Source organism: Aeromonas salmonicida (genome assembly GCF_028355655.1).
GTDB lineage: Bacteria > Pseudomonadota > Gammaproteobacteria > Enterobacterales > Aeromonadaceae > Aeromonas > Aeromonas salmonicida.
Map to the genome: position 1 here is coordinate 1,568,583 of NZ_CP110645.1, position 21,505 is coordinate 1,590,087.

The following is a 21,505-nucleotide window of genomic DNA, read 5'->3' on the forward strand; positions in this document are numbered from 1 at the left end:
CTTCAGCAACTGACCTCAAATAAGCGCTATCATTTCAATAAATGAGCTTTCATATTTCCTAGATAATAAATAACGTCCGCATTTGCTGCTGGTTTGGATCGCAGAGGAACACCAGTCCGGCAACATGCGCTTGTTTAGTGCTACCCTAATTAAACTCTGTTTCAATATTTTCATTTGACCATGACTTCTTTGTTTTATGTTCGGTAACAGTCCATGAGCTAAAAATGCAGCTATAAGAAAGAGCCACATCGTGCATGAACTCTACCCAGCCTAAATGTTGCTCAGTGGATAAATTCACAGCATATGGTCGAGAGGTGCCTGAAATTTTCCAGTATTCGCCATTCTGATACATCGACATTTCATAGTTTTCACTAAGCTGCTCTTTTATACCTTTGGCACCTTCTTTATCTTGAGTGAAGAAATTGAAGTCTAGTATTAGATCGGTTTCTGTAGTGATGCTATTGCTGCCAAGTTCAGCATTTATAATTTTCGCTTCTGCAAGGCGGCGCATTTTTATTCTTTCATGGTACTCGTCCCAAGTTTTTTTGGCTTCTTCTTGAACCATTGATTTTTCCTTTGCATTTAGGTTGCAGAAAATAATCAGTAATAGAGCAATGATGCTGACGATTCTCATAGGCACTTAACTTCAATTTGTGGGACCGCAAAGCGGTCCCACATCAAGTTTTTTAACTAGCAAATTCGACTAATGCGGATTGCTCAGTTTTAATTTTTACACCGAAACTTGTAATATTTGGCAACGTGGCGTTGTGGTGTTGAATTATGAACTCAGCAGGTGCGTGTTGTTTATCATGTGTGGTATGAGTATCACTCACTAACGTGATTTGAAAACCTTTTTCCGCTGCACTTCGAATCGTTGTATCTACACAAAATTCAGTTGCATAACCACAGACCACCAATTCAGAAACAGTTTGGTTTGTTAATATTTGAAGTAAGTCGGTTTTAAAAAAAGAGTCAGGTGTGGTTTTGCGAACATAAAAATCTGATTCAGCCAGATTCAAATTATTAGACAATTTCCAGCCAGAACTTTGAAACTTTAGAATTTCATGGCTTGGTGTTTCATGTTGTATCCAAATGATCGGCGTTTTAGACGGTCGCGCCTTATCAGTGAGTTTATTGATATTTGAAATCACTTCATCAGATTTGTAAGGTGATGGTGTTGGTTCAAATAAGCCGACTTGGACGTCAATAATTAATAATGCTTTTGTCATTTGAATGTATACTCGAAATTTTAATTGCTAGTTAACGCTCAAAGCAGCTGCGCGGTACGCGTCGGCTGCCTTTGCTTGTTATGTTTTTAATAACACCCCAACGTTGAGGTAGTATTGGTTAATTAATTTCCAGCGTTGTTCAGCTGCTTGCGAAAACTCTTCGCGCCAGTCAGCACATTCACTAAAATATTTATCCGATGCAAAACACAAAAACTTGTCTATTTCAGTCGCTTCGAAGTCGACGCCAAAGCTTTCAAAGTGCTTTCGATAATTATCAATAATTTTCAGCGAGTTGAAATCACCTGAAAGCTTTAGAGCCCTTAAGACTAGAGGATACCATTCCATACTGTATGTAAAAAAATGATCCCAGCCTTCCATATCAGATATTGATTCTAAGTACGCCACCGCGAAAATGGGCCAGTCTTGTTCCGAAAGTTTGGTTTCATCGCTAATCCCTTTATCAAGAATTTCATCAACAGTTAGAGATTGCATAGCACCTCAAATATAACGCCGCCAACAGCGGCCTAGCGTAGCGAGGTACAGCCCCAAGGGGGCGATGCTGCTTGGCCTTGTTAAGTGTTTTATTCTGAGGCCGATTTCTCTAAATCCTCAACAGGGTTTGGCAATCGGCCAATTAACCACTCTGCACAAGTGCCGAGCCTAAACTCTGGATTATGACACTCAATTACCTAGGATAGATATTCATATGGGCCATCATTAATATAAGGAGGTGGAGATACAGGATGAAAAGATGTTGGCAATCGTTCGTTGACAGACATGTAATTTAAAACATGCCCCAATTCTTGGACTGTATGCCAAGCAAACTGGTGGTGAATGTCGATTTCAAATTTCACCCACCAGCGACTATCCTCATCAACTCCCTTTCTGATAGCACCATTAATCGCTGGAACCTTTTCCAGAAACTCAATTAACTTCGTAAATTATCGTTCGTCCATAATTACATTTAACGTTTTAATTCAGTGGGCCAGCTAGCGCAGCTCCACTGTGATGAAGGGTTATGCCGCTTGTCTCAGCCATTCATGGAACCACTCCGTCGGAATCCGCACTTGCTCAAAATTACCGGATCTTAATTCGTCAATTGAATAGGTATTGGCCAAGTACAAGTCCCACTGTGTTTCGACATCGGTGAGGATCGGAAGTAACTTCTCAATTTTAGGCTCCGCATCGACCTCAAGGTACTGGCACCAAAACCGATCACACCACTCCGCGATTGCCTTATGAGAGTAAGGAGACGACTCGGGCATCGCTCCCCACTTCAGCATTTGAATCGCGGCCTCCCTAGTGAAAGGCATCTCCGCTGGCTGGCTCACGTTCACTTCGCTTGTCCTCTATTCATACGGCATAACGTTTGGTTAAGGGGCGGGCTTTAGCCCGTCCCAAGCGATTTGAACCATTTGTTATAGGACTTGCCCCTCAAGCGCCATTTTTATGAAGCACTGGAGCAAGCCTTCATCTTCATAAAGCTCTCGATACTCTGCGAGAGGCAGGTTTCCTTCGTTGTATTGTTTTTCAAAGAATACTCGTAGGTGCCATTCATCTGGATCTATTTTATTGAAATCGAAATCAATTCCGCCTGCATCTGCGGTTCGATATATGTCTACGCCAACTCCATGAGTTCGATACATCCAGTTCGTCCCGGGAATTGGGTTATTTCCTCGGTTTTCTGGTTTTAGTATTTCCTCAGCGGATTTCAAATCAAATGCACGGACAAGAAGCTCCTCGGCCCATTTTCTTTGGGCATGCCACAGCGGTATGAGTTTTCGGATCTTGTCGAGGTTATCCATGTTTGCCCTATAACGTTTGGTTAAGGGGCGGGCTTTAGCCCGTCCCAGCGAGCACAGCGAGCGATTTGAACCATTTGTTATGCCCTTGTGCTCTGGGTCAATGTATTATTTAGCTGTATCAAAAACGCATAAAACCAGTCTTTATGAACAGATGAATCGTTAGTTTCTGTTTATGCATTTTTTACTTCCCCGTTACTATTAATGGTGGGATTTTTTTGCAGATTTTGAGTGTGATTATTTTGATAGTGGTTCTAATATCTTCCAAGCAGAATCTTTAATAAATTCTTGGGAATCTATAGCTTTATTTATAAAATCATGTTGCGCTTCACGTAAGCTGCTAACATTAGCTCCACCTTCATAATCAGGCTCTGAGTTTTGTACCAAGTCATCTTCCCAGCCACAATGCTCACAAATATCGAACGTACCTATAGCAGGCTCATCCAAAGTCTTATAGCCACAGCAAGGACAGGTATATTTCAACAGTCTCTCCATAATGTATGACGCTTAAAGCAGCGCGCGGTACGCGTCGGCTGCCTTTGCTTGTTATGTTTTTAATACCACCCCAACGTTGAGGTAGTATTGGTTAATTAATTTTCAGCGTTGTTCACCTGCTTGCGAAAACTCTTCGCGCCAGTCAGCATATTCACTAAAATATTTATCCGATGCAAAACACAAAAACTTGTCTATTTCAGTCGCTTCGAAGTCGACGCCAAAGCTTTCAAAGTGCTTTCGATAATTATCAATAATTTTCAGCGAGTTGAAATCACCTGAAAGCTTTAGAGCCCTTAAGACTAGAGGATACCATTCCATACTGTGTGTAAAAAAATGATCCCAGCCTTCCATATCAGCTATTGATTCTAAGTACGCCACCGCGAAAATGGGCCACTCTTGTTCCGAAAGTTTGGTTTCATCGCTAATCCCTTTATCAAAAATTTCATCAACAGTTAGAGATTTCATAGCACCTCAAACATAACGCCCGCTTAAGGGGCAGGCAACGCTAAACACTGAACTTAAATTAACAACCGTAATCACAAATGCTGATTTTAACTAAGAGCGCCATGCGTTGGCTGTCCCTCTTGAAGCGTTTGTTAGAAATTTTCCAATGCATTGATATTATCACTTAATTCCCAGCATTCTAATGACTCGCCATTACTATCCATAACAATGTTTTTATAAATAAATCCATTTTTGCGAACAACAATGAGTGACGCCGAATTTTCAGAAGAGATTAATGCAAAGACAAATTTGACTAAACCAGATTCAAAAGCAATTTGGCAAAGTTTGTTAACTGCGAATGTTGCAATACCTTTACCTTGAACACCAAAAGCTACGTTGTAACCGATTTCAACTCGGCAGTCTATCGGTGGGTTCTTGAAACCACAACTACCAATTAGCTGGTCATTTGACTTTATAAAGTATGGTAAAGACCAAACTTCACAAATTGAATCACGATAATGATTAAGAGAGCGATCTAAAACATGATTTGGTGGAATTCCGTCAATCATATACTTGAGCTCAGATTGACCATCACGCAACATTTTTAGCTCATTCTCATTTAGCTGAATGAGTTCCATAATTTCCTTATGCCTAACAGTGATTAGATAGAAGGCGGCACTAATCCGATAGTAGAGCCTTCCATATAACTCCGCTCTGCACTGATAGTGGTCATGAAAAAAATTAAATCAAAGCATTACTAGTCTACCTCTGATGCTTGAATGTACTCGCTTGACCTCCTCTTTTTTACTCTATCATTACCACTGTATAAAAAAACAGTTCAGGACAGTGATGCGTTTGCATCACTACAGCATCCGTACTGAAAAGTCCTACTGGTACTGGGTCCGCAATTTCATATTTTTTAATCAACTACTACACCCGCAAAAAACTCGGTGCCGTCGAGGTCAATGCCTTTCTCACCTTGCTTGTCTGTTTCTTCAGGCAAGGCTACCGCCCCTGGGTTTCAGCCCCCAGTTCGCTGCTTTTCACCCGCGAGGTAGCAACAATCGCTTCCATGACATGTTCCCGAGAGATGGATTGTCGTTTGGCTATTTTAAGGGGCCGGATTGAGACATGGAAAGAGGCAGTTGATAGAAATCTGAGCTGGTTCAATCAATTAGGGAAAACTGTTGCTCAAGTGAGCAGCCGGATTCGCAGAGAGTGCGGAAATACCCTCACCTCAACCTTCTCCCAGATGGAGAGGGAGCTTGTTTGCGGTTAGACGGGAGCGGAGGGCTGGCACGGTTTTGATCCCCCTCCAAGCCGCCGAGTCGAGCTCAATGGGTCAGGGGCGCCGTCAGGGATGACGGCGCAGCCGCAGTTGGTACAGGGATGTACCATCTGCGGCGTACCGTCCGCCCCAGAGAGCTAGATGAGGGAACCCGCCACAGGCGGGCGGAACTCTGTCGAGGGCAGAGCCCTCGTGTTCCATGGGGCGAAGCCACATCAAGGGGTTCCCTGCTGGTTCTGGGCCGGAACCGTCGCCGTGGAAAGGGAATTTGCTGCGGTGCAATGCGCTGCGCTTATTGCACCCTACGGTGATCCACGAACGTCCGAATACGCTGCGCTATTCGTACCTACGATTCGATAACGCCGGGGGATTATGGGTTTCCTCACCCTGACCCTCTCCCAAGGGAAGAAGGGACAAAGATGCCGGGAGCGACAACAAGCAGGAAAGAGAAAGGGAGCCGGTCAGGCTCCCTTTGATGTGGCGATGCAACTATGCGTGATCTGGATACATCAGCGGACCACTCACGGCCAATGGCATTTGACCAATGCCGCCCCTTATCGATTGGTCGCTGCCTTCATCCCTTCCACAAACTCTTTCAGACGAGTGAGCATATGCTCCGGGTTCTGGTGGTGGGTCTCGATGATCTTCACCACGGCGGAGCCGGAGATGGCACCGGCGGCGCCAGCGGCGATCGCTTCTCGCACCTGAGCCGGTTCGCTGATGCCAAAGCCGAGCAGGGCGGGGGGCGCCTTGAACTCGCGCAGGGTATTGATCAGGCCATCTACCGGCATGCCAGCCTTGGTTTCGGCGCCGGTGACACCGGCGCGGCTCACCAGATAGGTGTAACCACTGCCAAGCTCCGCCACCTGTCTCAGGGTTTCGGCATCGCCATTGGGCGGGGCGATAAAGATGCTGTCGATACCGAACTTGTCGGCAGCCGCCTTGTAGGGGGCGCACATCTGCACCGGCACGTCGGCCACCAGCACCGAATCCACGCCCGCCTGCTGGCACTTCTCATAAAAACCGTCGATCTGGCGTACATAGACCAGATTGGCGTAGACCAGCAGGCCAATGGGCAACTGCGGGTACTTGGCGCGGATGCGGCCGAGCAGTTCGAAGCAGTCGTCCGGGGTGGTGTGGCTCTCGAAGGCACGCAGGGCGGCGCCCTGAATGGTGGGGCCGTCCGCTACCGGATCGGAGAAGGGAATACCGAGCTCGAGGGCATCGGCGCCCCCTGCGACCAGCGCATCGACGATGGCCAGGGAGAGTTCTGGGGTGGGGTCACCCAGCATCACGAACGGCACGAAGGCGCCCTGATTGACTGCATCCAGACGGGAGAAGAGTTGTGTGTAACGGTTCATGACAAGGTTCCTTCTTTCTCGAAAATGTCGGCGACGGTGAAGATGTCCTTGTCGCCACGGCCGGAGAGGTTGACGATCAGCACCTGCTCTTTCTCCGGTTCACTGCGGGCCATCTTGAGGGCATGAGCCAGCGCGTGTGAGGACTCCAGCGCCGGGATAATCCCTTCTGATTTGGCCAGCTCCTGGAAGGCGTCCAGCGCCTCCTTGTCGGTGATGGAGACATACTCGGCGCGGCCAATGGAGGCCAGATGGGCGTGCTGCGGGCCAACGGAGGGGAAGTCCAGCCCCGCCGAGACGGAGTAGGACTCCTGGATTTGGCCCTGCTTGTCCTGCATCAGGTAGGAGTGCATGCCAAAGAAGACCCCCTTGCTGCCGTGACCCAGCGGCGCACCGTGCTCGCCACTCTCGATGCCGTGACCGCCCGGCTCGACCCCGATCAGACGCACCTCTTTGTTGTCGATAAAGTCGGCAAACATGCCGATGGCGTTGGAACCGCCGCCGACGCAGGCGATCACCGCATCGGGCAGGCGCTCCTCTTTCTTGAAGCACTGGGCCTTGGCCTCTTCGCCGATCATCTTCTGAAACTCCCGCACGATAGTGGGGAAGGGGTGCGGACCGGCAGCGGTGCCCAGCAGGTAGTGGGCGGAGTCGTAGTTGGCAGCCCAGTCGCGCAGCGCCTCGTTGCAGGCATCTTTCAGGGTGCTGGAGCCCGAATGCACCGGAATGACGGTGGCGCCCATCAACTTCATGCGAAACACGTTGGGCTTCTGGCGCTCGCAATCCTTGGCACCCATGTAGACTCGGCACTTGAGACCGAGCAGGGCGCAGGCCAGTGCGGTAGCGACGCCATGCTGACCGGCGCCGGTCTCGGCGATGATCTCGGTTTTGCCCATCCGCTTGGCCAGCAGCGCCTGACCCAGCACCTGGTTGGTCTTGTGGGCGCCGCCGTGCAGCAGGTCTTCACGCTTCAGATAGAGGCGGGTCTTGGTGCCCTTGGTCAGGTTGCGGGTCAGGGTGAGCGGGGTCGGGCGACCTGCATACTCGGTCAGCAGCTCCTGAAATTCGGCGATAAAGGCCGGATCCTCCTTGGCATCGACGAAGGCTTTCTCCAGCTGGAGCAGGGCGGGGATGAGGATTTGGGGCACATACATGCCACCAAATTCACCAAAAAACGGGTTAAGCAGGGTCATGGTTTCTTCCTTATACCTTGAATCAAAAAGACAATATTAAATTCGTTGTTATCGCTCTGCGCTTTCAAAGAGGCGAAGGGCACTGTTACAAGCCGCGCAGGGCGCTAAAAGCCGCAGCTAGCTTGTGTGGATCTTTCTGGCCCGGGGCGCTTTCCACCCCGGAGTTGAAATCAAGGCCGAGGCAGCCGACCTCTGCCGCCTGCAGAGCGTTGTCGGGATTCAGCCCGCCTGCCAGCATCAGCCTGGCTTTATCGAGATTGGCCAGCATGGCCCAGTCGAACGCCTGACCCGTGCCGCCGCTCTGGCTGCCGACTTTTGTATCCAGCAACAATCGATCCGCCGGATAGTCGAGGGCGGGCAGCGGCTCGCCACTTGTGATGCCGACTGCCTTCCAGACTTGGCAGGTCGCCGGCAACAGTGGACGCAGGTTGTCGATATAGGCGGCGTCTTCATTCCCATGCAGTTGCACCGCGGCCAGTCCCAGCGCCTCCACCGTTTTGGCGATGGTCTCCTGCTGGGCATTGCGAAACACCCCCACATAGGAGAGCGGCGCACCCGCCATCACGGTACGGGCGGTGGGAATGTCCACATAGCGCGGGCTCTTCGCCACAAAGATAAGTCCGCCGAATACGGCGCCTGCCTGATGGGCGGCGGCGGCATCGTCGGCGCGGGTCAGGCCGCACACCTTGTTCTGGCCCAGCACCAGCTTGCGTACTGCGGCCTCCAGATCGGTTTCCTCCATCAGGGAGGAGCCCACCAGGAAGCCCTTGGCATGGTGGCGAAGGTCGGCCACCTGGGTGCGATCCTTGATGCCGGATTCGCTGATCACCACCCGATCGCCCGGAATATCTTTGGTCAGCTGTTTGGTGCGGTTGAGATCCACGCTCAAGTCCCGCAGATCCCGGTTGTTGATGCCGATGACGGGGGCGCCGAGTGCGATGGCGCGGGTCAGCTCTTCCTCATTGCTCACCTCGGTCAGCACCCCTAGGCCGAGCTCCTTGGCCACCGTGAACAGGGCGCGATAGCCCTCGTCGGTGAGCACAGAGAGCATCAGCAGGATGGCGTCCGCCTGATAGTGGCGGGCCAGATAGAGCTGATAGGGGTCAATCATGAAATCCTTGCACAGCACCGGTTGCTGGACGCGGGCGCGCACTCGCGGCAAAAAGGCGAAATCCCCTTGAAAGAACTTCTCATCGGTCAGCACAGAGATGGCGGTTGCGTATTTGCCATAGATATCGGCGATCGCCTCCGGGCTGAAATCATCGCGGATCAAGCCCTTGGAGGGGGAGGCCTTCTTGCACTCCAGAATAAAGCGGGTTGAGCCCGCCTTGAGGGCGCCGACAAAATCCCGAGCGCTTGGCACCAGTTCACCTTGGAAGCTCTCCAGCGGTTGCGCCAGCTTGCGGGCGGCAACCCACTCCTGCTTGGCCGCCACGATTTTGCCGAGAATGGTCTGGTTGATGGAAGCCATGTTCAGAAAAGCATGGGGGGCAATGGAGTCTGACATCTCGTTATCCTTGCGAAGCTGGCTATTGCCCTGCGGGCGATCTGAGAGAGTGCCCTGCGGGCTTTCTGGTTTGGTGCCGTGCTGGTTCGTGGCTGACATCATGCCTCCTGATGGCTCAGGGTGGCCAGCCGGGCGGCCAGATCAGCCGCCTTGCCGCTCGCCAGCACCGCCAGCACATCGGCCGCCGCGCTCTTGAGATCCGCGGCCTTGCCCGCCATCAGCAGCAGCGGGGCCACGTTAGCGGCGATGGCGGCGTTGTGCGCCGGAGTGCCTTGCCCTGCCAAAATGGCGGCTGTGATGGCGCGGTTCTCTTCGGGCTCGCCCCCTTGAATGGCGCTGACCGGATAGGTTTCCAGGCCAAAGTCAGCCGGGGTGATCATGAATTCGCGGATCTCGCCGTCACGGATCTGGGCCACCTGGGTTGGGCCGTGGATGGCAATCTCGTCGAGCCCGGCGCCGTGAACCACCATACCGGTTTTCAGCCCCAGTGCCAGCAGGGTTTCGGCGATGGGGCGCACCAGCTCGGGGGCATAGACACCCATCAGCTGATAGGTGGGGCGAGCGGGGTTGATGAGCGGCCCCAGCACATTGAACAGGGTGCGGGTCTTGAGGGCCTGGCGCACCGGCATGGCGTGACGCACCCCTGCGTGGTATTGGGGAGCGAACAGGAAGCAGATGCCGAGTTCGTCCAGGCAATGGCGCGCCTGCGCCGGGCTCATGTCGAGCTTGATGCCCATCTTGTCGAGCAGATCGCTCGAGCCCGACTTGCTCGATACCGAGCGGTTGCCGTGCTTGGCCACTTTCAGGCCGCAGGCGGCGGCGACCAGTGCCGAGGTGGTGGAGACGTTGATGGTGTTGAGGCCATCGCCACCGGTACCGACTATGTCGCAAAACTCATAATCCGGACGCGGGAAGTCGCGCGCCTCCGCCAGCAACGCCTCGGCGGCGCCGGCGATCTCCTCCGGGGTCTCCCCCTTGATCTTGAGGGCGGTCAATAAACTGGCGAGCACTATGGGATCCACTTCGCCACGAACCACTTGCCCGAAGGCGTCACGGGTGCTTTCACGGCTCAGAGACTGACCCTGATAGAGGGTGTTGAGATGTTGATGCATAGGGTCTTCCTTACCGCACACTGCTAACTGGACGGGTGATATGGGCGAGCGCCTGGGTCAGCAGGCGGGCCCCTTCCGAGGTCATGATGGATTCCGGGTGGAACTGGAAGCCCAGCACCCTGTCGTCCTGCTGCTCTATGGCCATGGGCATGCCCTGATAGTGGGCAATCACCGTCAGCTCTTCCGGCACATAGGTGGCGACCAGTGAGTGGTAGCGGGCCACCGGCAGCGGGCTCGGCAGACCGGCGAAGGCGCCATGGCCGTTGTGCTCAATCAGGGACCGCTTGCCGTGGACGATTTCACCCGCCGCGCCGACGGTGCCGCCGTAGGCTTCGCACAGGGCCTGATGACCGAGGCAGATGCCGAGGATGGGCACCTGGCCGCGGGCCAGCTTGATCAGATCAATCAGGCAACCCGCCTCGTGAGGCGCACCCGGCCCCGGGGAGAGCACCAGCACCGCATCCCCTTCGCAGGCGGCGATCTCGCTCATGATGCGGCTTGATGGCAGGCTGTTGCGGTAGATCCGCACCGGATAGCCGAGTGAGCGGAACTGATCCACCAGGTTGTAGGTGAACGAATCGAAGTTATCGAGCAAGAAGATGTTAGTCATGATGCTGCTCCTTCGAAGTGCGGAACTGATCGGCCGGGGCGCTGTAGGTAAACGAGTCGAAGTTGTCGAGCAGGAAGATATCAGTCATGGCTCACGTCCTTATGTTGCTCCTGCTGGGCGCTCAGGGCTTGCAGTGAAGTGCCATGGCTGGCGGCGATGGCGGCCAGCACGGCGGCCGCCTTGGCGCGGGTTTCATCCGCTTCGGCCTGGGGTTTGGAGTCATAGACCACACCGGCGCCGGCCTGCACGTGGGCCACACCATCTTTGACAAAGGCGGAGCGAATGACGATGCAGGTATCCATTTCCCCCGCGCCATTGATGTAGCCGACGGCGCCGCCGTAGCTGCCGCGGCGCTTGCCTTCCACCATGCGAATGAGCTCGCTGGCGCGGATCTTGGGGGCGCCGGTGAGGGTGCCCATGTTCATGCAGGCCTGATAGGCGTGCAGGGCGTCAAGGTCAGAGCGCAATGTGCCCACCACCTTGGAGACCAGGTGCATCACGTGGCTGTAGCGATCCACCTTGAGCAGCTCCTTGACGTAGCGGGTGCCCGGCTCCGAGATGCGGGCTATGTCGTTGCGGCCCAGATCCACCAGCATCAGGTGTTCGGCCACCTCTTTTTCATCCTGGCGCAGCTCCAGCTCGATGCGGCCATCGAGATCCCGGTTGATGCTGCCATCCGGGTTGAAGCCGCGGCGGCGGGTACCGGCGATGGGGTACATCTCGACGTCGCGGCTGGCGGCGCAGAACTTGACCGCGCTCTCCGGCGAGGCGCCAAACAGGGTGAAGTTCTCATCCTGCACGTAGAACATGTAGGGGCTGGGGTTGGTCTGCTTGAGGCGGCGATAGGCGGCCAGCGGGCTCGGGCAGGGCAGGGAGAAGCAGCGGGACGGCACCACCTGGAAGATGTCGCCACGGCGGATAAAGCCCTTGAGCTTCTCCACCTCGGCGCAGAACTGTTTGTCGCTCTTGTCCACGCTCATGCCGCCGGCTAGGGCCGCAGTGGCTTGCGCTGGGATCCGGGCTTGCTGGCAGGCCAGTTTGAAGTCGGTGAGTCGCTCGGTGAGACGGGCATATCTGTCGTCCACATGGCTCTCGTCGCTGTCGCCGCCAAAGATGCAGGCCAGCAGTTGGGTAGAGCGCTCGATATGGTCGATGGTGATCAGGGTCTCGGCCACATAGAAGCAGTAGTCGGGGCAGTTGTTGCTCCCCTCCGGCACCTCTGGCAGATCCTCGAAAGAGGCAATCAGGTCGTAGGCGAAGCTGCCTGCCATAAACAGTGCCTCTTTACCCAGCTGGCACTGCAGCTCCTGTTGCAGGGTGCGCAGCACGTCCAGCACGCTGCTCCCCTTGAGGCGAGAGTCTTCATCTTGTTCCCGATCGGAGGCCGGGAAGTCGAGCTGCAACTCGCCATCCACCAGTGTCTGGCTGATGACGGTGGGCAGACGCTCGGCCAGCAGGCTCTGCAACTGGGCGCCGTTGTCATTCAGGGTGCGAACCCGCACGGTACGGCCACGGCACTCGATGCGCAGGCAGGCATCGACCAGCAGCAGGCTCTGCTTGCCCGCCTTGGAGTCGATCTCGACCGATTCCAGCAGCAGGTTGTTGGGGCGCCCCTGGCAGAGCTGGGTATAGAGTGCCAGCGGGTCAGCCACATAGGGGGCATTGAGCTTGAGGGTATCGAATTCACCCAGGGGCAAGCGAGTCGTATTGACGGTCATAGTGCGTTCCCTTGCGTGTGATGCGTTTTACCGATGTTCATGACGTTGAATACCTTGAAAAAATGCCTTGGAAATTACGTTGGTTTGGCAGCTTCAGTAGGGTTGCCATCGCCATGTCAGTGTTCTTGTCTGAATTCTCGGTTTCATCACAGGTCCATTTGCCGGATAATAAAAAAGCCCGCTGGGGTCAGCGGGCTTTTTCTTTGGGTTCTTAATTTGCTGTCAGATTACAGATACAGCAACGACCACACGCCCGCATGTCAGGGAGTGTGCCACCACCAGATGGTCAGGATGGAAGTCGTTTGCATGATAAAGTCCTGTAAAAAGATGTTTGCAATGAAGTGCCTACAGAAAACGATAAAGCCGCGGCCAAGTCAAGTCGCTTTTTTGCCTATCTATCCCGATGGGGACCTGACCATGAGAGCGGAATAACCTGATGAGATTCGATCTTCACTGTCATACCACAGCCTCCGACGGCGTGCTGAGCCCCGCCGATCTGGTGCGCCGCGCCGCCGAAAAACAGGTCGATGTGTTAGCAGTCACTGACCACGATACCCTTGACGGGCTTGATGAAGTACGCCGTACCATCGAAGCCGAGCAGCTGCCGCTGCGACTGGTAAGCGGGGTCGAGATCTCCACCGGCTGGGAGCACCACGAGATCCATGTGGTGGCGCTGGGGGTGGATGAAAAAAATCCGCAGCTGGTGGCGTTTTTGGCGGGCCAACGGGCTCGCCGCGAGACGCGCGCACTGGAAATAGGGCGCCGTCTGGAGAAGTGCCTCATCCCCGGCACCTATGAAGAGGCCAAGGCACTGGCTGGTGATGCTGCCGTGACCCGGGCCCATTTTGCCCGTGTGCTGGTGGCGCGCGGTGTGGCCGACAACATGCAGAAGGTATTCAAAAAGTACCTGAGCCGTGGCAATAAAGGGTATGCCCCGGCCGAATGGCCCGAGATGAGCGAGGCCATCACCGCCATTCACGCCGCCGGTGGGTTGGCGGTACTGGCTCACCCCAGCCGTTACGATCTCACGGCCAAGTGGATCAAACGGTTGCTGGTGGCCTTCAAGGCGGCCGGTGGCGATGCCATGGAGGTGTCACTTCCCCAGCAGAGTCCGCAGGAGCGGGCCAACCTGGGCCAGTGGGCCAAGGATCACGACCTCTATATTTCGGTGGGGTCTGATTTTCATTTTCCGTCCAGCTGGACCGAGCTGGGCCGCCACCTCTGGCTGCCAAAAGAAGGCATGCCGCTCTGGCTGGCCTATCCGGACCACTTTGGTCTTACCACTGATCAGCACGCCGCCCTGCTGGCCAGTCGCTAGCACAGGGTCTGCCGGTTGGCCCTCTCTTGCATGGGAGGGTAAACCGGCGTCAAACAGGTTAAGGTAGCGTCATGGGTCTGGAACCCGTGACCATACGAGCGGGCAGGCATTGCTGCCCCCATTGCGAGAACGAGCTATGAGTCAGCATTTTTACGTACACCCGGAAAACCCCCAGGCCCGCCTGATCGGTCAGGCGGTGCAGATCATCCAGAACGGCGGCGTCATTGCCTATCCGACTGATTCCGGCTATGCGCTCGGTTGCCAGATGGGTGACAAGGGCGCGCTGGAGCGCATCTGCCGCATCCGTCGCATTGACCCCACCCACGACTTCACCCTGGTGTGCCGGGATCTCTCCGAGATCTCTACCTATGCCAAGGTGGACAACACGGCGTTTCGTCTGGTCAAGGGCAACACACCCGGGCCCTACACCTTCATCTTCAAGGCGACCAAGGAAGTGCCGCGCCGCCTGATGAACGAGAAGAAGAAGACCATCGGCATCCGGGTGCCGGCCAACAACATAGCGCTGGCCCTGCTGGAAGCGCTCGGTGAGCCGCTGCTCTCCACCACCCTGATCCTGCCGGGTTCGGAGATGGCGGAGTTTGATCCGGAAGAGATCTTCGACAAGCTGGGCAAACAGCTGGATCTGGTGGTCAACGGTGGCTATCTGGGCGAGCAGCCCACAACCGTGGTGGATTTCTCCGACGACGAGACAGTGCTGCGTCGTCGCGGTGCCGGGGATCCCACGCCGTTTGAGTGATACTGCCGACCCGGCACCTGTGATGGCCACGCCAGCACAGGTCACCATGGGGGAGGGGCTTGCCCCATCCCCCATCGCGAAAGTGCTGGGGCAGCCCTACCATGAGCTGCCCCAGGATCTGTTTATTCCGCCCGATGCGCTGGAAGTGTTTCTCGATACCTTCGAGGGGCCCCTCGATCTGCTGCTCTATCTCATTCGGCGCCAGCAGCTGGATATCCTGAACCTGCCAATCCTGCAGATCACCGCCCAGTACATGGAGTACGTGGAGCTGATGCAGGGGCTCAACCTTGAGCTGGCGGCTGAATATCTGCTGATGGCGGCCTGGCTCGCGGAGATCAAATCCCGTCTTTTGCTGCCCAAGGCCCCCGAGCTTGAGGACGAAGAGGAGGGAGAAGATCCCCGCGTCACCCTTATTCGTCGACTGCAGGAATATGAGCGCTTCAAGGTGGGGGGCGAGCGCCTCAATGCCTTGCCACGAGTGGAGCGGGAGATTTATATCGCCGCCGCCCTGCCGCCGGATTTCGGCTCTCTCAAGCCACTGACTCCCGATGTTTCACTGGTTGAGCTCGCCCTTTACATGCAAAGTGTGGTAAAACGCGCGACTCATTTCGAACATCACCAGATCCGCCGTGAGCAGATCCCGACCCGGGTGCGCATGGCGGAGATCTTGGCCATGCTCTCTCTGGGCCAGACATTGCGGCTGGAACAGGTACTCAAAATGGAAGAGGGACGCATGGGGGTGCTGGTGACGTTTCTGGCGCTGCTGGAGCTGTGCAAGGAGTCCCTGATCTGGATCCTGCAGGCTGAACCCCTGGGTCCGATCCATTTTGCCCTGGCGAGCCAAGAGGAGACCGGGGAGCGTGAACATGCGCACTGAGTTGTTTTCTTTGTCACTTCCTCGCAGCCAACTTGCCGGGGGGGGCGTGCATTTCCCGTTGCCCAGCCAGCCTGACGTCATGAGCAAGGAGGGCAACCGTGGCGCTGCCTGCTGAACGACTCAAGACACTGGTCGAAGCCGCGATTTTTATTGCCGGGCGCCCCTTGACCGTGAGCGAGCTGAAAAGCGGTGTGCTGGCGGATTACCCCGTCACCGGCCGCTATATTCAGCTGCTGCTGGCCGAATTGCGACAGGATTACAGCGAGCGGGGAGTGGAGCTTAAAGAAGTTGCCTCCGGCTGGCGCTTTCAGGCGCGCCAGGAGTATGCCGAGGAGCTTTCAAGGCTCTGGAGCGAACGGGCCCCCCGTTATTCGCGCGCCGTGATGGAGACGCTGACGCTGATTGCGTATCGGCAGCCCATCACCCGGGCCGAGATCGAAGCCATCCGCGGGGTGGCGGTGTCGAGCCAGATAGTGAATACCCTGAAAGACCGTGGCTGGGTGCGCAGCGTTGGTCACAAGGAGGTGGTGGGTCGCCCGGAGCTGCTCGCCACCACCCGGGAATTTCTGGATTATTTCAATCTGCAGAGCCTGGATCAGCTCCCCGAGCTGGATCCTGAACTGCAAACCCCCCTGGCCGTTATGCCGGCTGAGGGCCGTGAAATCTGATCCATGTCGTTGGCATTTGCCAAGGCGTGGGCCAGGTCTCTTAATGATTAAAGTGGTGCCGGATTGCCCTGACGGGATCTGGCACAGTAGTCAACGTTGCCCGTTATGCTGGCGGGCAGCGATCAACAATCAGGTAACCCCGATGAGTGAAAAACTGCAAAAAGTGTTGGCCCGCGCGGGTCACGGCTCCCGTCGTGAGATGGAGGCCCTGATCACCGCAGGTCGGGTCAGTGTGGATGGCAAGGTCGCCACACTGGGAGATCGCGTCGAAGTGAACGCCGTGATCCGTGTCGATGGCCATACGGTCAAGACCCGTGCCGAGGAAGAGATGATCTGCCGTGTGCTGGCGTATCACAAGCCCGAAGGGGAGATGTGTACCCGTCACGATCCGGAAGGTCGTCCGACCGTGTTCGATCGTCTGCCCAAGCTGGACAGCGCCCGCTGGATCGCGGTTGGCCGTCTCGACGTCAATACCTCAGGCCTGTTGCTGTTCACCACAGACGGTGAACTGGCCAACCGCCTGATGCACCCGAGCCACGAAGTGGAGCGCGAATACGCAGTGCGCGTGTTTGGCGAGATCACTGAAGCCATGTTGCAGCGCCTGCGCAAAGGCGTGCAGCTGGAAGATGGCATGGCCAAGTTCAACAAGATCAAACCGGCCGGCGGTGAAGGTCTGAACCAGTGGTTCAACGTCACCCTGACCGAAGGTCGCAACCGTGAAGTGCGCCGCCTGTGGGAATCCCAGGAAGTGCAGGTGAGCCGTCTGATGCGTGTGCGCTACGGCGATGTCACCCTGGATCGTGGCATTCCCCGCGGTGGTTGGCAGGAGCTGAAACTGCCGGAAGTGAACTACCTGCGCGGCCTGGTCAACATGCCGCCGGAGACCGAATCCAAAGTCGACCTGCAGCAGGATGGCAAGAGCACCCGTCACAAGCAGGCTGCCCAGATCCGTCGTGCCGTCAAGCGTCACAAGGACATGCAGGGTATGGAGCCGCGCGCCCGCAGCACCACGGCCCGTCGCAAGCCGACTTCCTCTACCCGCAACTCGGGTACCGGCAGCAAGTAAGCATTGCGCTGAGCCTCATGGGTTCATGCAAGGAAAGGCCCGCCTCTCAGGCGGGCCTTTTTGTTGCTGCTGTTTGCCGCTTATTATTCCAATCCCCTCCTTGCTGAATTAAACCACCCGGCGGACCCGCTGGGGGAGAGGGGCAAGGTTGCTCTGCCAGAGCGGGCTTGTTAGCCTTTGCGGCACTGATACAGGAGATAATAATGAGCAAGGTACTTGATGAGCTGCTGGCCCTGCTGGCGCTCGAGAAAATCGAGGAGGGCCTGTTTCGGGGCCAGAGCCAGGATCTCGGTCTGCGGGCCGTGTTTGGCGGACAGGTAATGGGGCAGGCCTTGTCAGCCGCCAAACAGACGGTGGCCGCCGATCGTCAGGTGCACAGTTTTCACTCCTACTTCTTGCGCCCCGGTGATGCCAATCGTCCCATCATCTACGACGTGGAGAATATCCGCGACGGTCAGACCGTCTCTACCCGCCGGGTCAAGGCCATCCAGGGTGGCAAGCCCATCTTCTATCTCAACGCCTCGTTTCAGGTCGAGGCCGAAGGGTTCGAGCATCAGATCAGCATGCCGGCGGGGATCACCCCACCCGAGCAGCTCAAGAGCGAACTGGAGCTGGTGCGTCCCTACGAGCATCAGATCCCGCCCGCCCTGCGTGACAAGATCATGTGCGAGAAGCCCATCGAAATTCGCCCTGTGACCCTGGTCGACCCGATCCGTCCGGATGTGCACGAGCCGCTGCGCCATGTCTGGTTCAAGGCCAATGGCCAGATGCCGGACGATCAGCGGGTCCACAAGTACCTGCTGGCCTATGCCTCCGATTTCCACTTCCTGTTTACCGCCCTGCAGCCCCATGGCGTCTCGTACTGGGAGCCGGACATGCAGGTGGCCACCATAGATCACTCCATGTGGTTCCACCGGGACTTCCGGCTGGATGACTGGCTGCTCTACGTGGTGGACAGCCCGAGCGCCAGCGCAGGTCGCGGTCTGGTGCGCGGCCAGTTCTTCACCCGCGATGGTGTGCTGGTGGCGAGCACGGCGCAGGAGGGGGTGATCCGCCGGCGCGGTTGACCTCAGATGCCAGCCATAAAAAACGGGAGCCGATGGCTCCCGTTTTTTATGTGTTTGCTTGCAGTATCAGGCAGCGTCCTGCTCGGCGCCGAGCGCTGTCTCGCCGCGCTGGGCGAAGCGGTCTGCCCACAGGGCGATGACGCCGTCACCGGTGACGTTGCAGGCGGTGCCGAAGCTGTCCTGCGCCAGGTAGAGGGCGATCATCAGGGCGATGGAGGCCTCACCGAAGCCGAGCATGGAGGTGAGCAGACCCAGGGCCGACATGACGCCGCCACCCGGTGCGCCCGGTGCGGCTATCATGATGACGCCCAGCATCATGATGAAGGGCAGCATGGTGCCATAGCCGGGAATGGCCAGGTGCTCGGAGAGGAACATGACGGCGGTGGCGCAGGTTACCAGCGTGATGGTGGAGCCACACAGGTGGATGGTGGCACACAGCGGCACTGTGAAGTTGGCGATGCCATGGCTCACGCCGTTGTTCTTGCTGGCCTGCAGCGCAACCGGAATGGTGGCGGCGCTGGACATGGTGCCGAGAGCGGTGAAGTAGGCGGGCAGCATGTTTTTGATGAGCATGGCGGGTGAGCGACCGAGCGCTAGACCCGTACCGACGAACAGCACGCTGAGCCAGAACCAGTGCATGACGATGGCCATCACCAGCACCACGCCGAAGGTCTTGAGGGTGGCGAAGACTGTGCCCTCCACCGTCATCTCGACGAAGACACCGGCGATGTAGAACGGCAGCAGCGGGATAATCACGCGGGCCAGCAGGCGGTCTATGATGTCACGGCCCTGATCGGCGACGCGGCGCAGGTCGGTGGCCTCGGTGGCGCTGATGCCGATGCCGAACACGAAGGCGGCTGCCAGGGCAGACATGACCCCGAACAGCGGCGGTATCTCCAGATTGACGTAGGAGCTGAGCTTGATGGCGGTTTCCGTGGTGGGCTCGGCGGCTGTGGTCAGCAGCGGGATCAGATGGCTTGCCACTGTGAAGGCGAACAGACCTGCCAGTATGGTGGAGCAATAAGAGAGAGCCACCGTCTTGCCCAGCAGCTTGCCGGAGTTCTTCGGCAGGCTGGCGATACCGCTCATGATGAAGAACAGAATGATGAGCGGAATGGTGAAGGTGATCAGCTGACCTATGACTGTCTTGGCCGTAAACAGCAGGCGTGCAACCCATTCCGGGGCGTAGAGACCGAGCAAGAGGCCGGCAAGAATACCGGCAAGCAGTTTGAGGACAAGTTTCATAAGGAAATCCAGGTGTTAGTGTCTGATTTGTTATTTAATTCTGATTTTAATGCCGCTTTTTAACACAAGTGCCGCATCTTGTCTTCCAACACCTGGTTAACTCAGAGTTAAATATTGTTAGCTGGATGATGAATTGCGGGGGATGGGCCCTTTGAAGCGACGGCGGCGATATTGATTCGTGGTGGGGGTGAGATCGGGTAGCCGGATCAGCAGGGCATGCAGCCAGCGGCCGTGCTTGGCATCCTCGCCGCACCAGCTCTGATGCAGCTCAAATGGCAGGGGGGCGATCAGTTGTTGTAGGCGGGCTTCATCGAGCCGGGTCTGCAGCGGGTATTCGTCCTGTGAGGATGCCACTGGGTTGCCGGATTTTCCCTCGTCATAAGGGAAGGAGCAGTAGAGCGGCGCCCGGGGTTTGAGCAGGCTGGCGAGATGCATCAGGGTGGGTGCAAGCTCCTCCTCGACCAGGCAGGGCAGGGAGCCGCTGGCCCAGATGCCGTCAAAGGGCAGGGCGTTGTGCATCTGCTCGAATCGGCAGACCCGAACCGGCTGGCTGCAGCGGCGCGAGGCCAGCTTCGCCTGGGCCAGGCTGGCATCAAAGGCGGTGACCATGAACCCCTGCTGCCGGAAAAAGAGCAGATCCTCGCCCGCTCCGCAGCCCGCTTCCAGCAGATGGGCGCCTGCCGCCAGCTGTTTCAGAAAACGCTGACGGGCTGACAGTGTGCCTGGATCCGCCACAGATGGCAGACTGGAGGAGGCATCATGACTGGGGGAAGCATCATAGTTGGGCAGTGGTGATATGGACATGGCAGGCACCTTCTTTCGGGGGCGCTACTCTAGCAAATTTGGCGGCGCGCTACCAAAGGCTCAGGTAAGCGAAATAATACCGCCTGGGTGGACACTGATCCGTGACGCTGTGACTACCTCCTGGCTGAGCAAGAAGCTGGGCAAGATCCCGTTGCTCCTTGCCAGCAAGGAATGCGGGCCAGCTCGGGGCCGGCCCATGCAGATCAGGGGCGGCGGGTGGCCGGGCCGTTTGGCAGGGCTATCAGGGTAAACAGGCTGTCGAGCAGGAAATCGGCCTCGCGGGTCAGGTTGATACGCTCAGGGAAGTGCAGCCAGTTGATGATGTAGCCATCCAGTGTGCAGTGCAGCAGGGTGGCGGCGCGCTGGGTATCCAGCGTCTTGGGGAGTTGACCCTGGCGGATGGCATTGGTCAGGGTGATCTCAAGATCCCGGAAAAAGTTGGCGGCCTGGCCGCGCATGTGTTCGCGCAGGGAGATGGCTTCGCCTTCCAGCGATTCCAGATTGAACATGATGGTGAACATCTGCTGATGAGCCGGATTGGTACTGATCTTCACCAGCACCTCCTTGAGGAAGCTGCGCAGCTTGCCGAGGGGATCGGGCTCCTGCTCGGCAACGCAGGCATCGAGCTGGTGGGAGAGCGGCTGGCACAGCTCCTCCCACAAGGAGACGAACAGCTCTTCTTTATTCTTGAAGTGCCAGTAGATGGCGCCACGGGTCAGGTCGGCGGCCCTGGCAATATCGGTCAGGCTGGTCTTGGCCAAGCCGTGTGAACAGAACAGATTAAGGGCCGTACTCATGATGTGGCAGCGGGTCTGCTGCGCCTCTTCTTTGGTTCTTCTGGCCATCGATATCTGCGCCTTGTAAAAGTAAAAAAGTCACTTACATACATTTATGAATGTATGTATATTGCCTCATCTTTCCGATTTTACCAACAGGGACCTGTAAAC

General features: G+C 56.4%; 24 protein-coding genes. 8 read left to right on the forward strand and 16 right to left on the reverse strand.

What is annotated here, in order from left to right:
* Nucleotides 1-145: 145 nt before the first annotated feature.
* The 7 genes from ONZ54_RS07650 to ONZ54_RS07680 all read right to left on the reverse strand — a co-directional run bounded on the left by ONZ54_RS07650 (nucleotide 146) and on the right by ONZ54_RS07680 (nucleotide 4,608).
* Nucleotides 146-565 (reverse strand): hypothetical protein, encoded by a 420-nt coding sequence (locus ONZ54_RS07650; RefSeq protein ID WP_271787838.1) that lies wholly within the window; start codon nucleotides 563-565, stop codon nucleotides 146-148.
* 121 nt (nucleotides 566-686) lie between these two features.
* Nucleotides 687-1,229, reverse strand: coding sequence for a cysteine hydrolase family protein (locus ONZ54_RS07655; protein WP_271787839.1), 543 nt, complete (start codon nucleotides 1,227-1,229; stop codon nucleotides 687-689).
* A 78-nt stretch (nucleotides 1,230-1,307) separates the two neighbouring features.
* Nucleotides 1,308-1,721: a DMP19 family protein gene (locus ONZ54_RS07660; protein ID WP_271787840.1), complete on the reverse strand. Its 414-nt coding sequence runs from the start codon at nucleotides 1,719-1,721 to the stop codon at nucleotides 1,308-1,310.
* A gap of 926 nt (nucleotides 1,722-2,647) precedes the next feature.
* Nucleotides 2,648-3,034 carry a DUF6896 domain-containing protein gene (locus ONZ54_RS07665; protein WP_271787841.1) on the reverse strand — a complete coding sequence of 129 codons (387 nt, stop codon included), beginning with the start codon at nucleotides 3,032-3,034 and terminating at the stop codon, nucleotides 2,648-2,650.
* A 234-nt stretch (nucleotides 3,035-3,268) separates the two neighbouring features.
* Nucleotides 3,269-3,514 carry a CPCC family cysteine-rich protein gene (locus tag ONZ54_RS07670; protein ID WP_271787842.1) on the reverse strand — a complete coding sequence of 82 codons (246 nt, stop codon included), beginning with the start codon at nucleotides 3,512-3,514 and terminating at the stop codon, nucleotides 3,269-3,271.
* A gap of 114 nt (nucleotides 3,515-3,628) precedes the next feature.
* Nucleotides 3,629-3,991 carry a DMP19 family protein gene (locus tag ONZ54_RS07675; protein ID WP_271787843.1) on the reverse strand — a complete coding sequence of 121 codons (363 nt, stop codon included), beginning with the start codon at nucleotides 3,989-3,991 and terminating at the stop codon, nucleotides 3,629-3,631.
* Nucleotides 3,992-4,122: 131 nt separating this feature from the next.
* Nucleotides 4,123-4,608, reverse strand: coding sequence for a GNAT family N-acetyltransferase (locus tag ONZ54_RS07680; RefSeq protein WP_096118174.1), 486 nt, complete (start codon nucleotides 4,606-4,608; stop codon nucleotides 4,123-4,125).
* A gap of 211 nt (nucleotides 4,609-4,819) precedes the next feature.
* Here ONZ54_RS07680 and ONZ54_RS07685 point away from each other — a divergent pair, with 211 nt between their 5' ends.
* Nucleotides 4,820-5,098: a phage integrase N-terminal SAM-like domain-containing protein gene (locus tag ONZ54_RS07685; RefSeq protein WP_271787844.1), complete on the forward strand. Its 279-nt coding sequence runs from the start codon at nucleotides 4,820-4,822 to the stop codon at nucleotides 5,096-5,098.
* Nucleotides 5,099-5,812: 714 nt separating this feature from the next.
* On the opposite strand, the gene trpA is transcribed toward ONZ54_RS07685, so the two are convergent.
* The 6 genes from trpA to ONZ54_RS07715 all read right to left on the reverse strand — a co-directional run bounded on the left by trpA (nucleotide 5,813) and on the right by ONZ54_RS07715 (nucleotide 12,756).
* Nucleotides 5,813-6,619: a tryptophan synthase subunit alpha gene (gene trpA / locus ONZ54_RS07690; RefSeq protein ID WP_271787845.1), complete on the reverse strand. Its 807-nt coding sequence runs from the start codon at nucleotides 6,617-6,619 to the stop codon at nucleotides 5,813-5,815.
* Nucleotides 6,616-7,809 carry a tryptophan synthase subunit beta gene (trpB, locus tag ONZ54_RS07695; RefSeq protein ID WP_042060260.1) on the reverse strand — a complete coding sequence of 398 codons (1,194 nt, stop codon included), beginning with the start codon at nucleotides 7,807-7,809 and terminating at the stop codon, nucleotides 6,616-6,618. Before trpB ends, trpA begins: the two co-directional genes overlap by 4 nt.
* A gap of 85 nt (nucleotides 7,810-7,894) precedes the next feature.
* The gene (trpCF, locus tag ONZ54_RS07700; protein WP_271788258.1) at nucleotides 7,895-9,316 is read right to left on the reverse strand and encodes a bifunctional indole-3-glycerol-phosphate synthase TrpC/phosphoribosylanthranilate isomerase TrpF; all 1,422 of its coding nucleotides are present in this window, start codon (nucleotides 9,314-9,316) and stop codon (nucleotides 7,895-7,897) included.
* A gap of 98 nt (nucleotides 9,317-9,414) precedes the next feature.
* The gene (trpD, locus tag ONZ54_RS07705) at nucleotides 9,415-10,428 is read right to left on the reverse strand and encodes an anthranilate phosphoribosyltransferase (protein ID WP_265434810.1); all 1,014 of its coding nucleotides are present in this window, start codon (nucleotides 10,426-10,428) and stop codon (nucleotides 9,415-9,417) included.
* A gap of 10 nt (nucleotides 10,429-10,438) precedes the next feature.
* Nucleotides 10,439-11,038: an aminodeoxychorismate/anthranilate synthase component II gene (locus ONZ54_RS07710; RefSeq protein WP_096118178.1), complete on the reverse strand. Its 600-nt coding sequence runs from the start codon at nucleotides 11,036-11,038 to the stop codon at nucleotides 10,439-10,441.
* A gap of 80 nt (nucleotides 11,039-11,118) precedes the next feature.
* A complete protein-coding gene (locus tag ONZ54_RS07715; protein WP_234577829.1) occupies nucleotides 11,119-12,756 on the reverse strand; it encodes an anthranilate synthase component 1 in 1,638 nt (545 codons plus the stop codon).
* 11 nt (nucleotides 12,757-12,767) lie between these two features.
* Between ONZ54_RS07715 and ONZ54_RS07720 the strand changes: the two genes are divergently transcribed.
* The 7 genes from ONZ54_RS07720 (at nucleotide 12,768) to tesB (ending at nucleotide 18,509) form a co-directional block, all read left to right on the forward strand.
* Complete coding sequence (locus ONZ54_RS07720; RefSeq protein WP_146612888.1) at nucleotides 12,768-12,971, forward strand: hypothetical protein; 204 nt, start codon at nucleotides 12,768-12,770, stop codon at nucleotides 12,969-12,971.
* A 221-nt stretch (nucleotides 12,972-13,192) separates the two neighbouring features.
* On the forward strand, nucleotides 13,193-14,074 hold the full coding sequence (gene rnm / locus ONZ54_RS07725) for an RNase RNM (protein WP_271787846.1): 882 nt from the start codon (nucleotides 13,193-13,195) through the stop codon (nucleotides 14,072-14,074).
* Nucleotides 14,075-14,210: 136 nt separating this feature from the next.
* Nucleotides 14,211-14,831 (forward strand): L-threonylcarbamoyladenylate synthase, encoded by a 621-nt coding sequence (locus tag ONZ54_RS07730; protein ID WP_005319127.1) that lies wholly within the window; start codon nucleotides 14,211-14,213, stop codon nucleotides 14,829-14,831.
* Entirely contained in the window at nucleotides 14,824-15,708 is an 885-nt protein-coding gene (locus ONZ54_RS07735; RefSeq protein WP_170946482.1) for a segregation and condensation protein A, read from the forward strand. The genes ONZ54_RS07730 and ONZ54_RS07735 overlap by 8 nt, the downstream gene beginning before the upstream one ends.
* Before the next feature lie 98 nt (nucleotides 15,709-15,806).
* The gene (scpB, locus tag ONZ54_RS07740) at nucleotides 15,807-16,376 is read left to right on the forward strand and encodes an SMC-Scp complex subunit ScpB (RefSeq protein WP_219590219.1); all 570 of its coding nucleotides are present in this window, start codon (nucleotides 15,807-15,809) and stop codon (nucleotides 16,374-16,376) included.
* Nucleotides 16,377-16,518: 142 nt separating this feature from the next.
* Nucleotides 16,519-17,442, forward strand: coding sequence for a 23S rRNA pseudouridine(2605) synthase RluB (rluB, locus tag ONZ54_RS07745; RefSeq protein WP_021139995.1), 924 nt, complete (start codon nucleotides 16,519-16,521; stop codon nucleotides 17,440-17,442).
* A gap of 203 nt (nucleotides 17,443-17,645) precedes the next feature.
* Complete coding sequence (tesB, locus tag ONZ54_RS07750; protein ID WP_005319118.1) at nucleotides 17,646-18,509, forward strand: acyl-CoA thioesterase II; 864 nt, start codon at nucleotides 17,646-17,648, stop codon at nucleotides 18,507-18,509.
* A gap of 66 nt (nucleotides 18,510-18,575) precedes the next feature.
* Here the strand turns inward: tesB and ONZ54_RS07755 are convergent, their stop codons facing one another.
* From ONZ54_RS07755 to ONZ54_RS07765, 3 genes are all read right to left on the reverse strand, one after another.
* Nucleotides 18,576-19,754 (reverse strand): dicarboxylate/amino acid:cation symporter, encoded by a 1,179-nt coding sequence (locus ONZ54_RS07755; RefSeq protein WP_271787847.1) that lies wholly within the window; start codon nucleotides 19,752-19,754, stop codon nucleotides 18,576-18,578.
* Nucleotides 19,755-19,871: 117 nt separating this feature from the next.
* The gene (locus ONZ54_RS07760) at nucleotides 19,872-20,558 is read right to left on the reverse strand and encodes a class I SAM-dependent methyltransferase (protein ID WP_271787848.1); all 687 of its coding nucleotides are present in this window, start codon (nucleotides 20,556-20,558) and stop codon (nucleotides 19,872-19,874) included.
* 203 nt (nucleotides 20,559-20,761) lie between these two features.
* Nucleotides 20,762-21,403 (reverse strand): TetR family transcriptional regulator, encoded by a 642-nt coding sequence (locus ONZ54_RS07765; RefSeq protein ID WP_017412282.1) that lies wholly within the window; start codon nucleotides 21,401-21,403, stop codon nucleotides 20,762-20,764.
* Nucleotides 21,404-21,505 lie beyond the last annotated feature (102 nt).